Here is a 17,034-nt window from a genome sequence, read left to right on the forward strand (position 1 = left end):
GTCGACACCGTACCCCGCAAGTCTGCGTAAATTCGCGCCGGGGCATGCAGACCATTCGGCAACGCAGCCACCGGCGGGTGCGAAACCACGACACACGAGAAAAGGGAGAAACAGTGGTAGCCAGCAAGAGCAAGGGTGCTCCCAACCTCTACGGATCGTTCGTACACTCCGCTCCCGGCCAATTCCTGGCGAGCAAGTTGGGCCTGCCGCAGCCGGAGAACCTGCGCCGCTACCGGGTCGGTGAGCCGCCGCTGCCCGGTCCGGTGCTGGTCGGTGGCAAGGGCCGCGTCGCCGAACCGGTGCGTACCCTGCTTTCGGACTACACCTTCGCCGATGCGCCCGCCTCGGGTCAGAAGTACGGCGCGCTGGTATTCGACGCGACCGGCATCGGCACGGTCGAGGATCTCTCGCAGCTGTTCGAATTCTTCCAGCCCGCCATGCGCAGCGTCGCGGCGTCCGGTCGCATCGTCGTCATCGGCACCACCCCCGAACTGACCGCGGGCGTGGACGAGCAGATCGCCCAGCGCGCGCTCGAGGGCTTCACCCGCAGCGTCGCCAAGGAGCTGCTGCGCGGCGCCACCGCCCAGCTGGTCTACCTGCACCCCGAGGCCTCCGCCACCGCGTCCGGCCTGGAATCCACACTGCGCTTCCTGCTTTCGGCCAAGTCGGCATTCGTCGACGGTCAGGTCATCCGGGTCGGCTCAGCCGACGCGGTGGCTCCGGCTGCCTGGGACAAGCCGCTCGACGGCAAGGTCGCCGTGGTCACCGGCGCCGCGCGCGGCATCGGCGCGACCATCGCGGAGGTTTTCGCCCGTGACGGCGCGACCGTGATCGTCGCCGATATCCCGGCCGCCGGTGAGGCCCTCTCGGCCACCGCCAACAAGGTCGGCGGCACCGCGCTCGCACTCGACGTGACCGCACCCGACGCCGCCGAGAAGCTGGCCGAATTCGCGACCGAACGCTTCGGCGGCATCGATATCGTCGTGCACAACGCCGGTATCACCCGCGACAAGCTGCTCGCCAATATGGACGAGGGCCGCTGGAATTCGGTCATCAACGTGAATCTCGCCGCACCGCACCGCATTACCGAGGGCTTGGTGGCGCGTGGCGCGCTGAAGGAGGGCGGTCGGGTGATCGACGTGTCCTCCATCGCGGGCATCGCCGGTAACCGCGGCCAGACCAACTACGGCGCGTCCAAGGCCGGTGTCATCGGCATGGTCGATGCCGAGGCGCCCAAGCTGGCCGAGAAGGGCATCACCATCAACGCCGTCGCGCCCGGCTTCATCGAAACCGCCATGACCGCGGCCATTCCGCTGGCCACCCGCGAGGCCGGTCGCCTGATGAGCTCGCTGCTGCAGGGCGGACAGACCGTCGACGTCGCCGAGACCATCGCCTACTTCGCCAGCCCGGCGTCGAATGCGGTGAGCGGCAATGTGGTTCGGGTCTGCGGTCAGAGCCTGATCGGAGCATGATGACCGAGACGATCACGCTCACCGAACCTCCCAAGAACAGCAGCCTTTTCGTCAAGGCCGCGCTCGGTGCGGTGCCGGTGCCGCTGGTCTCGGGGCGCAAAGCGACGCTGCCCGACCGCGTCGTCCGGCTGGAGGGCCTGCGCGTGGATCCGGATCACCTGGCCGCGTACTGCCGGGCGACCGGGCTGCGGTTCGGCGACTCGCTGCCGCTGACCTACCCGTTCATCCTCAGCTTCCCGCTGGCGATGCAACTCGTTGTGGCACGGGACTTTCCGTTCGTCGCGGTGGGTGCGGTGCACGCGCAGAATCTGATCGAGCGCCGTCGCGAGATCTCGGTGAGCGAGCCGCTGGACTTCACCACACACATCGAGAATCTGCGCGAGCACCCGAAGGGGCTGCTGGTGGATGCGATCACCGAGGTGAATGTCGGCCGGGAGCTGGTGTGGCGTCAGGTCACCACCTTCCTGCACCAGCAGCGCACCTCGCTCTCGGGCGAGCCGAAGGGTGAGCCGAAGCCGGAAGAGGTTCCGCCGCCGCCGATGCGCACCGTTCGGGTGGATCAGAAGACGATCACCCGCTACGCGGCCGCCTCCGGTGACCACAACCCGATCCACACTTCGGCATTGGGCGCCAAGGCATTCGGCTTCCCGAAGGCGATCGCGCACGGCATGTGGTCGGCCGCGAATATCCTCTCGAATGTGGAGGGGCGGATTCCCGAAAAGGCCAGCTACGCGGTCAAATTCGGCAAGCCGATCCTGCTGCCCTCCACGGTGAATGTATACGCCGATCAGGTCGACGGCGGTTGGGACCTGGCATTGCTGAACCCGAAGAAGGGGTATCCGCATCTGACGGCCACCCTGCGCTGATCCGACGTCGAAGCCGCACTCCTGGTTCGGAGTGCGGCTTCGCTGTTACTGGGCCGAGTTTCAGCAGTCGCAGCCGCAGCCGTCGCAGCAGCAACCGTCACAGTCGCAGCAGTTGCCGCAGCAGTTACAGCTGCAATCGCCGCAGTCACAGCAATCGCCGCAGTCACAGTTCTTGATCCAGGCGTCCTTGCGCTTGCCGTTGCACGGGTTGGTGTGGTCAGCGCAGCAGGCGTAGCCGGTGCAATAGACGCCCAGGACCAATGCGAGCGCCTCGCCGATGCCAGGGCGACGCGGCGGCTTCTCGAATCCCGTCCCCGGCGGCATCGGGTACTGCATCGTCGCGGTGTGCCGAGATGTGCTGCAGGCGTGGGCGGTTGCGCCGAGGCCGCGGCCGACCCTGTGCACCAAGGCGTGCAGCGGGTCGAGCAGCATCCAGCGGATGGTCGGGACCTGGTCCAGTTTCGCCTCCGCGACGGCCTTGCGCAGGTGCGAATCCGATTGCCGCAGCAGGTCGTATGCCTCCGGCATGGAGGTTCCGGTGGCAGCGAGCGGGTTGAAGCGGCCGCGGGTCCGGTCGTCGTCGAAGTCTGCGACGGCATCGGCGAGATGCGCTATCCGTCCGAAATTCCTGCCCGCCTCACGCAACGCGGCGACGTTATCCGGGCGGTCGGCCAGCACCGCAGTGTGCGCGAAGAATTCCGCCGCGCAGATCTGGGTCGGTGCGGTCAGCGCGTCGAGCGAGATCGTGCGAGATGCACGTTCCGACGCTTCGTCGAGCAACGTGCCCGCTGCGGCGCCGGTGGAGCGGATGGTACCCACCGAGGCGAGAGCTTCCAACCGCGACTGCGAATTGATCGCGGCGACAAGCGGTTCCACATCGAGGCCGATCAAGGATGCCTGCGATCGCGCGTGGTCGGCCCAGCGGCTCGATACCTTCGTCATCGGACGCCGAGTGAGGGCTGAGCCGTCACCATCGTCGACGTGATCGCGAATCTTGGCCGATCCCAGCAACAGTGACGCGGTGGCAGCCAGCAGTACGCCCGGCGAATCCGCACTCGCCACCTCCGCGCGACGCATCCCCCGCAGGGCGCACGGGCCTGCCGTGGTCCGCCCGATCGAGCCGGACATCTGCGCCTCGGTCAGCACGCTCAGGACGATCGCATCGGTATTGGTCGCCGTCCGCGCCAACTGCCCGTGCCCATCCCGCAACCCCAAACACAGCCCACACATATGTGCACGCCACGTGCTCGCATCGATCCCGTACTTCTCGGCCCCATGCGAACACGGCCGCAACATCCCGAACAATTCCGCCCCGTTCCCCGACCACAGCGCCGGTCCACTCTCTTGATCTCCCGCACTCTCGCAGCCTGTCAACACGGCCGCAAGCCGAGCGGTGCTTGCCGGTTGCCGCAGTCCGATTCGGGTTGCTGCGGTGGGTCCTGTTGTCCTGCACCGACATCCCGGGCGTTCTCGAGCGTTTCATCGCCGGGGGAGTCGAATGGTGGCTGCGACCATTTGACTACCGTCGACAAGGGTGACGGGGTTATTCGGCCTTTTTGCGGCCCGCGAGACCGCGCCAGGCGAGGTCGTCCAGGAGGTCGACCGCCTCGGAGACTTCGATGCGGCCGCTGGCAACTCGGTCGGCGATGGCCTCGCCCGCGCCGATGACGGCCACGGCGACGACGTCGAAGTTGGTGCCGGGTTCGGCGTGCTTGGCACTGGATTCGAGCAGTTTGGCGGTCAGTTCGATGACGCGTTCGCGAGCGTTCTCGATTTCCGAGGCGAAGGCTTGCTGGCCGATCGCCTGGCGGTAGAGCACCTGCCAGGAGTTGCGGTTGCGATCGACGAATCCGAGGAAACCCTCGAGCGCCGTGCGGACCTGTTCGTGCGGGGACAGTTGCGGATTGCCGGCGGGCGCCACCGATTCGATGAAGCGCAGCCCCTCGCGCTGGATGCAGGCGCGGAACAATTCATCCTTGGAGCCGTAGTAGAGGTACAGCATCGGCTTGGAGATTTTCGCCTCGGCGGCGATCGCGTCCATCGAGGTGTCGTGGAACCCCCTACGCGAGAACACCTCGACCGCGGCGTCGAGCATCTGCTGCTCACGAACCGCCCGAGGAAGTCGCTTCGTTCCGCCCGCCATCACTCTCCTACCACATGGTGAAACTCTTATATTACTCCAAGGTAAGTTCGGCGGGTCGGATTGCGCGTTCGTAAGTTCGGCGAACTATCGGCACTCGGCTCCCATCCTTCGGACCGCGGTGTCCTTGGATTCGCGTGCCCAGCTGTTCAGCTGTGCAGCAGAGGAATACTACGGGTGTACGGCGATAAGGCGGCTGTACAACATACGACACCCGCTAGCCACTGCTTGCCGGGTCGGCAGAAAGGCCAACCGTCAGCAGGGCTGCAGCGCGCCCTTGAATCGAGCCATCCGCAGCACCGACGCGTCGACCCGGTCGGCAGACAGGCGTCCACTCGATACCGCCTGCTCGAGGCGATCCAGCACCTGCGGCACCGCATCGGTGGTGATCCACAGGGCATTGTCGGCACCGGCGATCAGCGCCGCCTCGACCGCGTCCTCGATGCTCATCCGGCTCGTAATCGCGGCCATGCCGCCGAGGTCGTCGGTGAAGATCGGCCCCTGGAACGGTGCCGCGCCGTAGCCGGTGCCATCGCGCAGCAGCGCCATGGCCTGCGGGCTGATGCTGGCGGGGACATCGGGGGTGGTCAGGCCGGGTACGTCGAGGTGGCCGACCATGGCAGCGGCGCCGGAGTCGACCAGATTGCGGAACGGCACGAGGTCGACACTCTGCAGCTCCGTCAACGGCGGGGTACGGACGGCGCCGGTGTGCGAATCGCCCGATCCGGAGCCGTGGCCCGGGAAGTGCTTCATCACCGTGCCGACCCCGATCTCGTTCATAGCGCGGATGTAGGCGCCGGCGTATTCGGTGACCACCGCGGGATCGTCGGAGAAGGACCGGTCACCGATGACGGAGTCGTCCGGCTGACTGCTCACATCGACGTCCGGGGCGAAGTCCACCGTGACGCCCAGATCCTTCAGCGCGCGGCCGCGGGTCACGGTGGCGTCGTGGAACTGCTCGGCGGTCATGGTCTGGGCGGTCACCCGGGCCGATGGGGCGGGGCCGATCAGATCCTTGACCCGGGAGACCCGGCCGCCCTCCTCATCGATGGTCACCATCAGCGGCACTTTGGCGGCGGCCTTGACCTGTTTGATCAGGCCGTCGGCCAGCAGCGACTTATCGGTCCAGCCGCCGACGAAAATACCGCCGACCTGCGAATTGCGCACCACATTCGTGGCGTCGTCGGCACCGGTGACACCGACCGTCAGCAGTTGCCCCAGTTTCTCGCGCAGGGTGAGTTTCGCGAGGAAGTCGGCACCGCAGTCACCTTTGGCGGTGGTGGTGACGGGAGCCGCGGAACCGGCCGTCGCGGCCGGAATCGCGGATTTCGACGGCGCGGGAGTGGAGTCGCCGTTCGAGCACGCCGTCGCGACGGCGGCGAGGATTGCGAGCAGGACGAGAGGCGTCTTCCGCATAAGTCCACGGTAATCGGCGTGCTCGGGACGGTCCGACTCAGGTATGGCTAGCGGCCAGTCGCAGCGTCCGGCGGGCCAGGTCGGAGATTCGGCTGCCATCGTGGCCGAAGACCGCGCTGTGCAGCCGGTCGTGGAACGGATCGGTCCAGTGGGTCGGGATTCCGCGGTCACCGGCGCGAATTCCAGCGACCGAACCCGCCGTCGCGCCATTGGAGTCGGTATCGCAACCGCCTTGCACGGTCAGCGCGATGGTGCGGGTGAAATCGCCTGCGCCCCAGAGTAAACCGGCGGTGACGAGGCAGGCGTTCGGAATGGCGTGCACCCAGTTGTAGTGGTCGTGGCGGCGGTGAATGGCTTCGTGAGCCTGCTCCCATGACCTGCCGCTGTCATGGTCCGCGAGCACCTCGGCGACCGCGACGTGCAACCTCGAACGTTCCGGAATGCATTGCTGGGCAACCGAAAGCGCATCCGATATACCTTCGGCGGTGAAGGCCGCGGCTACCAAAGCGGCAGCCCACATCGCCGCGTACACGCCGTTGCCGGTATGTGAAAGCCCGGCATCGCGGGCGGCGAGTTCGGCCGCGCGCGCCGGATTACCCGGGTTGACGTAACCGTAGATATCCGCGCGGATCATCGCACCTATCCACTCGCGATACGGATTTCGATACCTGGCCACCGCCGGCGGGTGCAGACCGGCGATCAGATTCCGGTAAGCGACCCGCTCCGCGGTGTAGGTCTGCAGAAATGGCAGATGTGCCAACCACGCATCCGCGACATCGGATTGCGTGAATTTCGTTCCGCATGTTTCCAATAGGTGCAATCCCAGCACGGTGTAATCGACATCGTCATCGCGCGGTGCACCGTCGATACGGCCCTTTGCCGATACCGGCCAGGTCGGATTCAACGGATATTCCGGCGACGGCGGCAATAATGCGGGCACATAGTCGGTAAGTGGATAGGCGCCGGCCCGCTCGAGGTAGGCGCGGATTCGCGCGGGCGTCCAGACGAATCCGTTTTCCAGCGGCTTGCCGAGCGTGCAGCCGACGCAGCGCCCGAGCCATCCGCCGTGGATCCGCTCGAACAGTTCGGGTATCGGCGCGACCGGGGGCACTACCGACTGTGGTGCCGCAGTTTCGGATTCGTCATAACCCCAGTAGGGATCGCGTTCGATGCTTTCGAGTCGATCGAAAACCACCCAGCATTCGGCCGGTTCGACATGATCGGCGGTGACGAGCGCGTGCACCTCGGACTCGAACTCGGCCACCGGATAGCCCGATTCGAGTCGCTGTCGCCATTCATAGAACAGCAGGGTCCGCGGGTCGATCTCGTGCCTGCCGAAGAACACCAGTTCGTTCGCATCGGGCATATCCGCTCCCGGTCCATGTCGCCCAGTCGGTTTTCCGCCGATCCGTTCCCGCAGCAGATTATCCGCGCGCGGCAATACCTCGTGACGGGGTTGTCCGGAGTAATGTTGTGGCGTAGCCAAATGACTCCTACCTGGAGGTCATCGTGCCGTGCGATCTCATGCTCATTGCCTATGACGGTTCCGAAAATGCCAAGCGGGCCATCGAATACGCCGGCCGGTTCCTCGCGGCGAACAGAGCGGTGGTGCTCACCGCCTGGGAACCGATGGTGCGCCAGGCCGCTCGGCTGTCCGGACTCTCCGGTGTGATGCAGCCGGAATGGGTGCCCGACGAGGAGATCGAGGACGTCGCCTATGTCGACGCCCGCAATATCAATACCGAAGGCGTCCGCCTGGCCAAACTCGCCGGCCTCAACGCCGAGGCGCGCACCGCGGAGTGCACGTCGACGATCTGGAACGCCATCGTCGAAACCGCCGACGACCTGGACGTCGACATCATCGTGGCAGGAACGCGCGGCGCCACCGGTATTCGAGCGCTGATGCACAGCAGCGTCGCCGACGCCGTACTCAAGCATTGCCACCGTCCGGTGCTCATGGTGCCGCCGGGCAGGGAACCGCGTCGCTGAGATTTGGGTCGCTCGGGTGGCTCTGCTCCGGGTTTGCGGGGTTAGGGTCGAGGGATCATGAACGGTTTCTTGCTCGCTCAGCCCGGTGGGGTGATCCGCGCGTCGGGGACCCGGGTCACCTTCGACGAGGCGACGCGGGCGGTGGCGGCGCTGCGGGACGGGACCGCCGAGCTGATCGTCGGCGCCCTGCCGTTCGATCCCCGGAATCCGGCCGCGCTTTGCGTGCCCGAGCAGGCAGAGCGCACGGTCGGGCCATGGCGGCCCGCGGCGCTGCCGGACTTGCCCGCCGTCCGGGTCATCACCGAAATACCGAGTCCGGCAGAGCATGTCGCGCGGGTGACGAAATTGGTCGAGCAGTTGAACGATACGGCGCAGCCGTTGCGCAAGGTCGTGGCCGCTCGATCGGTGCTGGCCGAAGCCGATAGCGCGCTGGAACCGGAGTTGGTCGCGGGACATCTGCTGACCAGGCATCCGCATGCGAATGTTTTCGCGGTCGACCTGACGGCCGCGGGGCGGCCGGGTGCGACGCTGGTCGGCGCCACCCCGGAGGTACTGGTCGCACGACACGGCGCCACCGTCACGCTGCATCCGCTCGCGGGGACGTTGCCGCGCCTCGCCGATCCGGACGACGATGCCGCGCAGGCGCGAGAGTTGTTGGCCAGCACCAAGAATCGTGATGAGCATGCGTTCGTCATCGAGTGGATTCGGGAGGTGCTCGCACCGGTGTGCGCGGAACTCACCATCCCGGACGGCCCGCAGCTGATCAATACCCACGAGGTCTGGCATCTGGCCACTCCGATCACCGGTCGCCTACGCGATCCTGCGACGACCGCGCTCGACCTGGCGATCCGCTTGCATCCCACCCCCGCGGTCTGTGGCACGCCGACCGATCTCGCCCTCGACACCATCGCGCATATAGAAGAGGAACGCGGCTTCTACGGCGGCGCGGTCGGCTGGTGCGATGCATACGGCGACGGCGAATGGGTGGTCGCGATTCGCAGCGCGGAAATCGCCGCCGACGGGCGCTCGATCCGCGCCTTCGCGGGCGGCGGCATCGTGGCCGCTTCGGATCCGCGCGCCGAGTTGGACGAGACCACCGCCAAACTGCGCACATTGCTCGGCAGTTTGCACTGCGCCATCCCGAGCTGAGCGACCCGCGCCCGCTATTCGGTTCCGCTATCGGTGGCCTGAACGTAGGTGATCGCGCGCGGCCCTGCTAGGTTGGCCCAGAATGTGCCTGCATCGATGTATTGGAGTGCCGCGATGAAGTTTGCTGTCCCTGGTGTTGCGAGTGCGGTCGCGGGCGCCGTTTTGGGCGTGATCGCGGTGTTCGTCATCACGATGGCAGTGCAGCAGAACACGCGGCCCGATATCGAGCGCACCGACTCCACCTCCTCGCTACTCAACAACGTTGAGTACGGCAGCCGCTGATCCCCCGCGGTGCGAGCGATAGGCCCGTAGGCGGCAGCCTGCGTAACCACGGAGGGCCCGTGAGCGCCGCAGATTCAACACAGCGTTCCGGTTCACTTTCCGACTCGTTCGGAACCTCCGGCGCGGCGCGTCAGCACGGCAGCGCCCCGCTGGGCAGAGGCTGGTTCGTCGGGACCGTGGTCGCGGCGTTCCTGCTCACCTTTCTCCAGGCGCCCGGCCTGACGGTCGCCGACACCAAATACGACCTGGCGCAGAATCCGCTCGGCTTCCTCGAACGCGCCGCCCACCTGTGGAGCAGTCAGGCCCCGATGGGGCAGGTGCAGAACCAGGCCTACGGGTATTTCTTCCCACACGGTGCGTTCTTCTCCGCCGGACATTTACTCGGTCTGCCCGCCTGGGTGACGCAGCGGATCTGGTGGGCGTTGCTGCTGCTCGCCGGGTTCTGGGGCATCGTGCGGCTCTGCGAAGCGCTCGGCATCGGCTCGCGCGGGTCCAGAATCGTGGCGGCGGCCGCATTCGCACTGTCACCGCGGGTGCTGACCACGCTGGGTTCGATCTCCTCGGAGACGCTGCCGATGGTGCTCGCGCCGTGGGTGCTGCTCGCGCCCGCCGCGCTGGGCACCGCCTATCGGAACCGGCGCGGCGGTGCGGCGTCGCCCGCCGGCAGTGCGCTGGCCTTGGCATTGATGGGTGCGGTCAATGCGGTGGCGACGGTCGCGGCATTTCTGCCCGCGCTGCTGTGGTGGGCGTCGTATCGACCGAACCGGAAGTGGTGGCGGTTCACCCGGGCCTGGATTCCGCTGCTGGTGCTGGCCACATTCTGGTGGGCGGTGCCGTTGCTGGTGCTCGGCAAGGTGAGTCCGCCGTTCCTGGACTACATCGAATCGTCAGGGGTGACCACCCAGTGGGCCTCGCTCGGTGAAGTGCTGCGCGGCACCGACAGTTGGACGCCGTTCGTCTCGCCGGAGCGGATCGCGGGCGCGGTGCTGGTGACCCAACCCGCCGCGGTGCTGGCCACCGGACTGCTCGCGGCGGCGGGTATGGCCGGATTGGCGATGCGGTCCATGCCGTATCGCGGGCGGCTCGCGCTGATCCTGCTGGTCGGGCTGGTCGGGATCTGTGCCGGATTTGTCGGTGAGTTGAGCGGGCCGTTCGCGGATTCGGTGCGGGTATTCCTGGATGCCGGAGGCGCGCCGCTGCGCAATGTGCACAAGCTGGAACCGCTGATCCGAATTCCGTTGATGCTCGGTCTCGCGCATATGTTGAGCAAGGTGCCGTTGCCCGCGTCCGTCCCGATGCCGGTGTGGCGCAGCGCCTTCGCCCATCCCGAACGCGATAAGTCGGTCGCCGTCGCCGCCTTGATCCTCACCGCGCTCGCGCTGTCCACCTCATTGGCCTGGACCGCGAAGCTGGCACCGCGCGGCGCCTACGACGAAGTGCCCGGATACTGGAAACAGACGGCGCAGTGGTTGTCCCACAATGCATCCGATACCCGAGCGCTGGTTGTGCCCGGCGCACCCTTCGGCAGTCAGGTGTGGGGCCTCACCCGCGACGAACCGCTACAGGCGCTCGCGAGTACGCCGTGGGCTATCCGGGATGCGGTGCCGCTGAACCCGCCGGGCACCATCCGGGCCATGGATTCGGTACAGCGGTTGATCGCCGACGGTAGACCGTCGACCGGACTCGCCGCGACACTGGCCGAGCAGGGCATCGGAATTCTGGTGTTGCGCAACGATCTCGATCCGGAGACGTCACGTTCGACACGGCCGATGTTGGCACATCAGGCGATCGACGGGTCGCCGGGATTGCGCAAGGTGGCCGAATTCGGCAACCCGATCGAGACTGTCAGACCCGATGGTCTGGTCGCCGATGGTGATCTGCGCCCCGCGTATCCGGCGGTCGAGATCTATCGCGTCGCGGCATCGCCTGCGGGCACTCCGATCGAGATTCACAGCGGCACAGGCGCGCCGACATCATTCCCTGGCGCCTACACGGTGCGCATGCCCTCGGTTGGGACGGTTCAGGGCGGGCCAGAAGTGCTCGAACGGTTGCGTCGCGATCCCGGAACCGCGCCGACACTGCTCGCATCCGATGCGGCGGCGGCCGGATTGCCGATCGGGCCTGTGACGGTGACGGATACGCCGATGGACCGGGAGGCCGACTTCGGCCGGGTGGACAATCACAATTCGGCGCTGCGCGCGCCCGACGATGCGCGCCGCACGCACAACCTTGTGCCCGACTATCCCGTTCCCGGTGCGGAATTGGCGCGCGGGGAATGGTCGGGTGCGACGGTCACCGCATCGAGTTCCGCCGCCGACGCCACGCAGTTGGGCGGCTCCGCGCCCGGCAGTTCGACGGCCGCGGTTGTCGATGGTGATCCGTCGACCGCGTGGATCAGCAATGGCGCCGAACACGCACTGGGACAATGGCTTCGGCTCGATCTCGACCATCCGATCAGCTCCGGGCTGTTGCAGCTGACCACCAGCGCGGCCGCGATCGGCGATCCGGTGAAGTGGGTCGAGGTGCGGACCGCGAACGGGAGTGTATCCGCGCGGATTCCCGAACCTGGTATGCCGGTGTCGATTTCGCTGCCTGCGGGCAAAACGGACTGGCTCACCATCACCGCCATCCGTACCGAGGACGGCACGCGCGGTGGGCAATTCGGAATAAGCGAGCTGACTCTGGACGACTACACCAACCGGAGTGCGCCGGTGCGGGTCGATATTCGGCATCGGACCGTGCTGCCGCCCACCCCGCCGGGCGCGCAGGTGCGGTCCTGGGATCTCGGCCAGGAATTTCCCGGGCGTAGCGCGTGTTTCGATGCGCCGGATCGGGTGCGGTGCAGCAAGGGACTCGCCCTGGCGCCGGAGGAACCCGGCACGTTCGAACGCACCCTGTCGGTTCCCGAACCAGTGAATGTGACGCCGCAGTTGACCGTGCGGACTCGACAGGGTCCGGCGCTCGAGGCGCTGCTCACCGACAACACGCACCCCGTCGCCCGGGGTAAGGCAGATGTCGGTGACCTTCGTGGTTCCGCCTTCGCGGCCACCGATGGGGATCCGCGCACGAGTTGGACCGCGCCGGAGGATTCGGTGCGGAATCCGGCAGGCGGCAAACCGACACTCACACTGGAATTGCCCGAACCGGCGCTGGTGACCGGGTTGGACGTGACACCGTCGCTCGGCGAGATGCCCGCCGCACCGCTTTCGATAGTCGTAAATCTCGGCGACGGCCCACAGGTTCGCGAGATCGAACCGGGCGAATCGACCCGAGTCTCATTGCAGCCCACCGTGACCGACCGCATCGAACTGAGCATCCAGACCTGGAAGCCGGTCCTCGACCGCACCGCCCTCGGGTTCGCCCAGACGCAGCCGCCCGGTCTCGCCGAGGTATCGGTACTCGGTCCCGATTACCCAGCGCCCGCCCCAGGGGATCGGCTGATCACCGTTCCGTGTGCGCAGGGGCCGACGATTGCGCTCGGGGGACGTTTCGTGCATACGTCCGTCACCGCGACCGCTGATGAATTGCGCTCTGGTGCACCGGTTCCCGCTCGTGTGTGTGCGGACTCGGAACTTCCGCCCGGGTTGGCCGGCACCGAGAACGGCCGCCTCGGTTCAGCCGACCCCGCACTCGGTAATGGCGCGAGTGCGGCTCGCACACCGGATGCGGCCGACACCGGTATCGAATCCACCGACACGATCGCGTTGGCCGCGGGGCGAGCGGACGTGACGGTGGCACCGACGGATCTTTTCTTCGTCGACCGGCTTCGCCTGAACCGGACCGATTTCGCCCCCGCGGCTACGCCCACTACGACATCGGGACAGCTCCTCGTCCTGCCGCTCAGTACCAATATCGGTTGGCAGGCGCGCACCGCCGACGGCAAAGAACTCGAGCCGGTCGTGGTCAACGGCTGGCAGCAAGGCTGGCTGCTCCCGGACGACTACGCCGCCGGATCGAATCCCATAACCGTTTCATTCCCCATCGACCGCTGGTACCGCCTCAGCATCTTCGGCGGCCTGCTGCTGCTCATCCTGCTGATCCTGATCGCCATCCCCCGCAAGCGCCGGATCCCGGCAACCGTTGGCCCGGAGCCGAATTCACCCGCGGGCGCAGACGCCACTCGAAATCCGCCTGGTACGCGCCGCCGTGCCGACTCCAACGTGCACGCCGAGCAAACCGCCGCCGGCGCGGCGCCCCCGACCACCTGGGGCAATCGCATTCTCGGGGCGCTCGGAATCACTGCTGTCGCAACAGTCATCGCCGGACCGGTCGGCACCGCACTGACCGTGGTCGCGCTCGCCGCCACTCGGTTCTCCGCACGGATGACGCCGAAAGTCCTCACCGCCGTCGCGGGCCTCGGCACCGCCACCGCGGCGGCAGCCCTGTCCACCGGACCATGGCGCGCCGCAGGCGGATACATGGGCGGCTCGCTGTGGGTGCAAGTACCCGCACTGCTCGCCGTGATCGCCGTCGGCATCGCCGCGCTGCCCGCCCGACGTGAACATCGTCGAGGGAATAGCCTCGAATAGGTGACGGACTGCGCGGAGTGCGGATTCGAGTACGACCCGGCCTTGGTTCCCCAGGTATCGGCACTGACCAGGGGCCACGCAGCGGAATACGCGGCACTGCTCGCCGGCGACGGTCGGGGACTTCGGCAGCGCACCGCGCCGGATGTGTGGTCGCCGTTGGAGTATGCATGCCATGTGCGGGATGTCCTGCTCGCACAACGAGAACGGGTGTTGCTCGCGCGCCGGGTCGATACTCCGGCGCTCGAGCCGATGGGTCGCGATGAACGCGTCGAGCACGACGGGTACAACGAACAGCAGCCGGCCGATGTCGCCCGACAGCTCGACGATGCGGCCCTGCTCTTCGCCAACGTCCTCGATCGGCTGACACGCGCGGACTGGGACCGGAGCATCATCTACAACTTCCCGCAGCGCCAGGAACGTCCGCTGCGTTGGCTCGCCCTGCACACGCTGCACGAACTCCGGCACCATCTGCTCGACATCCGCCGCCAGCTCGACAGCTGATCATTCCCACAATCGCCCGATCTCCTGCCCTGCGGAGTCACCGAGCGTGAGCAATTCACTCGCCGCAGGCCCGAATCCGGTCAGCCGACCGTCTCGTCGCGCGCTTCCGTCACGGTCGTAGCCGAGCGCGCCGCCTTGGCGCGATCGCGATCACGCGCGAACCGGCGCGCCGGTTCCTCGATGAGCGCATAGCTGGCCGCCGCGATCGGGAGGGTGATCGCGATCGTCAGGATGAGCACCTTGCCGAAGTTGCCGCCGAACGGCAGGATTCCGAAAATCGGGAACACCACCGAGAGCACCGCGAGATGCCAGAGGAAGATGCCGTAGGACCAGCGCCCGATCATCGCGGCGACCCCGGATTCCAACCAGCGATGTGGACGCGCGCCGGGCGGGCGCAGCACCAGCGGAGCGAGCAGCGCGAAACCGATGATCGCGCCGAAACCCATCTTCGCCGCGTACTGCCAGGGCTCGGCCCGCGTCAGCCCGGCGGGACCGCCCAGGTCGGTGGCGGAGATCAAGAAGGCGACCAGCGCGATGCTCCACATCACCGGCTGATTGGCGAGCAGCCGAAGCCGCGGTGATAGCTGATCCCTATTGTCGACGAGCTCGGCGAGCAACATGCCGCCCGCGAACCACGGCAGATATCCGGGCAGCCAATTATCGGAGTGAATGGCGTCGGGAGTCGGCACCGGAATGAAGTTCCAGCCCAGGCTCACCACCGCGAGCGCGAGGATCGCGGGGATGCGCCAGCGCGCGGCATCGCCACGCAACCGCACCGCCGCGAATGCCAGCAGCGGCAGCGCAATATAGAAGGCCACCTCGACGGACAGACTCCACATCTGAGTGAGGCCGTCGGTGAGCGTGAGCGGCACGAATACCTGCGTCAACGCCAGATTCGAAGCCCATACCCGTAGGCCCGCGGTATCGGCCGCACTCGGCACCAGGATCAGCACCGCGGCGACCACAACCCAATACGCGGGCAGAATGCGCGCCGCCCGATGCCGTAGGTAATGGCCGACCGACGGCGCGGTGCCCAGTCCGCGCGCGACCGCCGCATGCGGACGCCACAGCAGGAATCCGGACAGCGCGAAGAACACCGCGACCGCCATATCGAACCGTCCCCAAACGCGCCCGAGCACAGGCGCATTCGCCGCGCCGGTCTGGAATGCGACATGCGTCAGCAGCACACCGAGTGCGGCCATGCCGCGCATACCTTCCAAGGCGGGCACGAAACCGCGCGTGCGCACGGGTGCGTCGATGGTCGGCGTGGATAGGGTGGCGGTCATCGAACTCCAGTCTGCAGGTCCTTTCGAGCGACCTGCAAGCAGTCGCGACGGATATGTCCTACCAGCTGGTAACCCCACGTTTCAGATTTCGCGCTAAACTCGGGCGATTTCTGGGTCGAATCCGGGCTCGGCACCGCATGGTACGACATCGGGCTGTTAGTGTCGGGGCTCACGAGTGCAGCGGCGCGCCCGCAGTACTCGCCGTATAGACCTGTGTTCTACGACGAGGAGAGTTTGCATGGCACTGAGTGCCGGAACCAGAAGGACGGTGGCCTGCCTGCTCGTGGGTCTGGGCGCGTTGTTGATCGTCGCCGCGGTGATGATCCCGACTTACACCGTCAGCAAACTGGCGAAAACTCCACTCGATCTCGAGATCACCACCATCGCGACGAACCAGCCGGGCGAAGACAGCCTGGTCCTGGACTCCAAGTCGCTCACCGCACCGGAGGGTGCGGCCAAGATCGACACGAATGTGCCGCTGATCTCGCAGCGATTCCTCACCGTCGAAGAGCCCTCCGACGCCACCGAGATGACCGTCCAGGCCGGTCAGACCCTGCGGCGCATCGACAAGCAGGGCGACACCGGCCTGCTCACCGCGACCGTCGACCGGGTCACCATCGACCGCAAGACCGGCGCCCCGGTGGCCAAGGACCCCAACGGCTCCATCGCCGTCACGGTGAACAAGGACATGCAGAGCATCGCCGACCCGGTCCAGCACACCGGTCTGCAGTACCGCTTCCCGATCGGCACCGAGAAGAAGAGCTACCCGTACTTCGATGTCAATGCGCGTAAGTCCTACGACGCCAAGTTCATCGATGAGTCCGAGATCAACGACATGAAGGTCTACCACTTCCAGATGTCGGTCCCGGTGACAAACATGTGGGACGTGATCCAGTCGCCGACCAACAAGCTGAGCCTGCCCGCCTCGAAGTGGGGCCTCGAGGGCGACGACCCGGTCACCATGACCCGCTTCTACACCGACACCCGCGACCTGTGGGTCGAGCCGCAGACCGGAACCGTGATCAAGGGTGGCGAGCAGATCCACCTGTACTACGCGCGCAGCGGCGACCACCCGGATGTCACCGCGCTGAAGTCGCACCTCGTCTTCGACGAGAACACCATCGAATCGCAGATCTCGGTGGCCAAGGAGAACATCGACAAGCTGTCGCTGTACGGCCGGATCATGCCGATCGTGCTCGGTGTGCTCGGTGTTGTCGCCGTGGTCGGCGGCGTGTTCCTCGGGATTCGCGGCGGGGCAGCTCCGGCCGGTGCGGGTCGGCGTGGGCCGGGTCGCGGTCGAGATGATGCTCCGACCGAGCAGATCAGGATCCAGAAGAATCTCTGACGGTTAGTTCGCCTACTCGGCTCCCCGGCGTTATGTCGGGGAGCCGAGTTCGTTTCGGC

13 protein-coding genes are annotated in these 17,034 nt (G+C 66.7%); 8 read left to right on the forward strand and 5 right to left on the reverse strand.

Annotation, left to right across the window (positions count from 1 at the left end):
* Window positions 1-113: 113 nt before the first annotated feature.
* Window positions 114-1,472, forward strand: a complete 1,359-nt coding sequence (locus ACIBW7_RS00420; protein ID WP_397042682.1) for a 3-oxoacyl-ACP reductase — start codon at window positions 114-116, stop codon at window positions 1,470-1,472.
* Complete coding sequence (locus ACIBW7_RS00425) at window positions 1,472-2,338, forward strand: MaoC/PaaZ C-terminal domain-containing protein (RefSeq protein WP_397042684.1); 867 nt, start codon at window positions 1,472-1,474, stop codon at window positions 2,336-2,338. The genes ACIBW7_RS00420 and ACIBW7_RS00425 overlap by 1 nt, the downstream gene beginning before the upstream one ends.
* A 60-nt stretch (window positions 2,339-2,398) precedes the next feature.
* Here ACIBW7_RS00425 and ACIBW7_RS00430 read toward each other — a convergent pair whose 3' ends face one another.
* From ACIBW7_RS00430 to ACIBW7_RS00445, 4 genes are all read right to left on the reverse strand, one after another.
* Entirely contained in the window at window positions 2,399-3,634 is a 1,236-nt protein-coding gene (locus ACIBW7_RS00430; protein WP_397042686.1) for a DUF5685 family protein, read from the reverse strand.
* A gap of 247 nt (window positions 3,635-3,881) precedes the next feature.
* Window positions 3,882-4,481 carry a TetR/AcrR family transcriptional regulator gene (locus tag ACIBW7_RS00435; protein ID WP_354956604.1) on the reverse strand — a complete coding sequence of 200 codons (600 nt, stop codon included), beginning with the start codon at window positions 4,479-4,481 and terminating at the stop codon, window positions 3,882-3,884.
* A 252-nt stretch (window positions 4,482-4,733) separates the two neighbouring features.
* Window positions 4,734-5,894, reverse strand: coding sequence for a glycoside hydrolase family 3 N-terminal domain-containing protein (locus tag ACIBW7_RS00440; protein WP_397042688.1), 1,161 nt, complete (start codon window positions 5,892-5,894; stop codon window positions 4,734-4,736).
* 37 nt (window positions 5,895-5,931) lie between these two features.
* Window positions 5,932-7,260 (reverse strand): ADP-ribosylglycohydrolase family protein, encoded by a 1,329-nt coding sequence (locus ACIBW7_RS00445; protein ID WP_397042690.1) that lies wholly within the window; start codon window positions 7,258-7,260, stop codon window positions 5,932-5,934.
* A gap of 143 nt (window positions 7,261-7,403) precedes the next feature.
* On the opposite strand from ACIBW7_RS00445, the gene ACIBW7_RS00450 reads away from it, so the two are divergent.
* From ACIBW7_RS00450 to ACIBW7_RS00470, 5 genes are all read left to right on the forward strand, one after another.
* On the forward strand, window positions 7,404-7,883 hold the full coding sequence (locus ACIBW7_RS00450; RefSeq protein WP_397042691.1) for a universal stress protein: 480 nt from the start codon (window positions 7,404-7,406) through the stop codon (window positions 7,881-7,883).
* Window positions 7,884-7,940: 57 nt separating this feature from the next.
* Entirely contained in the window at window positions 7,941-9,032 is a 1,092-nt protein-coding gene (locus tag ACIBW7_RS00455; RefSeq protein ID WP_397042693.1) for an isochorismate synthase MenF, read from the forward strand.
* 114 nt (window positions 9,033-9,146) lie between these two features.
* The gene (locus tag ACIBW7_RS00460; protein ID WP_327095051.1) at window positions 9,147-9,314 is read left to right on the forward strand and encodes a DUF2613 domain-containing protein; all 168 of its coding nucleotides are present in this window, start codon (window positions 9,147-9,149) and stop codon (window positions 9,312-9,314) included.
* 149 nt (window positions 9,315-9,463) lie between these two features.
* On the forward strand, window positions 9,464-13,843 hold the full coding sequence (locus ACIBW7_RS00465) for an alpha-(1->3)-arabinofuranosyltransferase family protein (RefSeq protein ID WP_397044090.1): 4,380 nt from the start codon (window positions 9,464-9,466) through the stop codon (window positions 13,841-13,843).
* The gene (locus tag ACIBW7_RS00470) at window positions 13,844-14,344 is read left to right on the forward strand and encodes a DinB family protein (protein WP_397042696.1); all 501 of its coding nucleotides are present in this window, start codon (window positions 13,844-13,846) and stop codon (window positions 14,342-14,344) included. It begins immediately after the preceding gene.
* A gap of 80 nt (window positions 14,345-14,424) precedes the next feature.
* Here ACIBW7_RS00470 and ACIBW7_RS00475 read toward each other — a convergent pair whose 3' ends face one another.
* Window positions 14,425-15,630 carry an acyltransferase family protein gene (locus tag ACIBW7_RS00475; RefSeq protein ID WP_397042697.1) on the reverse strand — a complete coding sequence of 402 codons (1,206 nt, stop codon included), beginning with the start codon at window positions 15,628-15,630 and terminating at the stop codon, window positions 14,425-14,427.
* A gap of 238 nt (window positions 15,631-15,868) precedes the next feature.
* Between ACIBW7_RS00475 and ACIBW7_RS00480 the strand changes: the two genes are divergently transcribed.
* On the forward strand, window positions 15,869-16,975 hold the full coding sequence (locus tag ACIBW7_RS00480; protein ID WP_397042699.1) for a DUF3068 domain-containing protein: 1,107 nt from the start codon (window positions 15,869-15,871) through the stop codon (window positions 16,973-16,975).
* Window positions 16,976-17,034: the final 59 nt, after the last annotated feature.

Source organism: Nocardia sp. NPDC049526 (assembly GCF_044465765.1).
Lineage (GTDB): Bacteria > Actinomycetota > Actinomycetes > Mycobacteriales > Mycobacteriaceae > Nocardia.

Excerpts from the sequence above, each read along its gene's own strand:
- ACIBW7_RS00435 (WP_354956604.1), bottom strand. The coding sequence starts at position 4,481 with ATGGCGGGCGGAACGAAGCGACTTCCTCGGGCGGTTCGTGAGCAGCAG.
- ACIBW7_RS00475 (WP_397042697.1), bottom strand. The coding sequence starts at position 15,630 with ATGACCGCCACCCTATCCACGCCGACCATCGACGCACCCGTGCGCACG.
- ACIBW7_RS00480 (WP_397042699.1), top strand. The coding sequence starts at position 15,869 with ATGGCACTGAGTGCCGGAACCAGAAGGACGGTGGCCTGCCTGCTCGTG.
- ACIBW7_RS00460 (WP_327095051.1), top strand. The coding sequence starts at position 9,147 with ATGAAGTTTGCTGTCCCTGGTGTTGCGAGTGCGGTCGCGGGCGCCGTT.
- ACIBW7_RS00425 (WP_397042684.1), top strand. The coding sequence starts at position 1,472 with ATGACCGAGACGATCACGCTCACCGAACCTCCCAAGAACAGCAGCCTT.
- ACIBW7_RS00445 (WP_397042690.1), bottom strand. The coding sequence starts at position 7,260 with ATGCCCGATGCGAACGAACTGGTGTTCTTCGGCAGGCACGAGATCGAC.
- ACIBW7_RS00455 (WP_397042693.1), top strand. The coding sequence starts at position 7,941 with ATGAACGGTTTCTTGCTCGCTCAGCCCGGTGGGGTGATCCGCGCGTCG.
- ACIBW7_RS00440 (WP_397042688.1), bottom strand. The coding sequence starts at position 5,894 with ATGCGGAAGACGCCTCTCGTCCTGCTCGCAATCCTCGCCGCCGTCGCG.
- ACIBW7_RS00430 (WP_397042686.1), bottom strand. The coding sequence starts at position 3,634 with ATGTTGCGGCCGTGTTCGCATGGGGCCGAGAAGTACGGGATCGATGCG.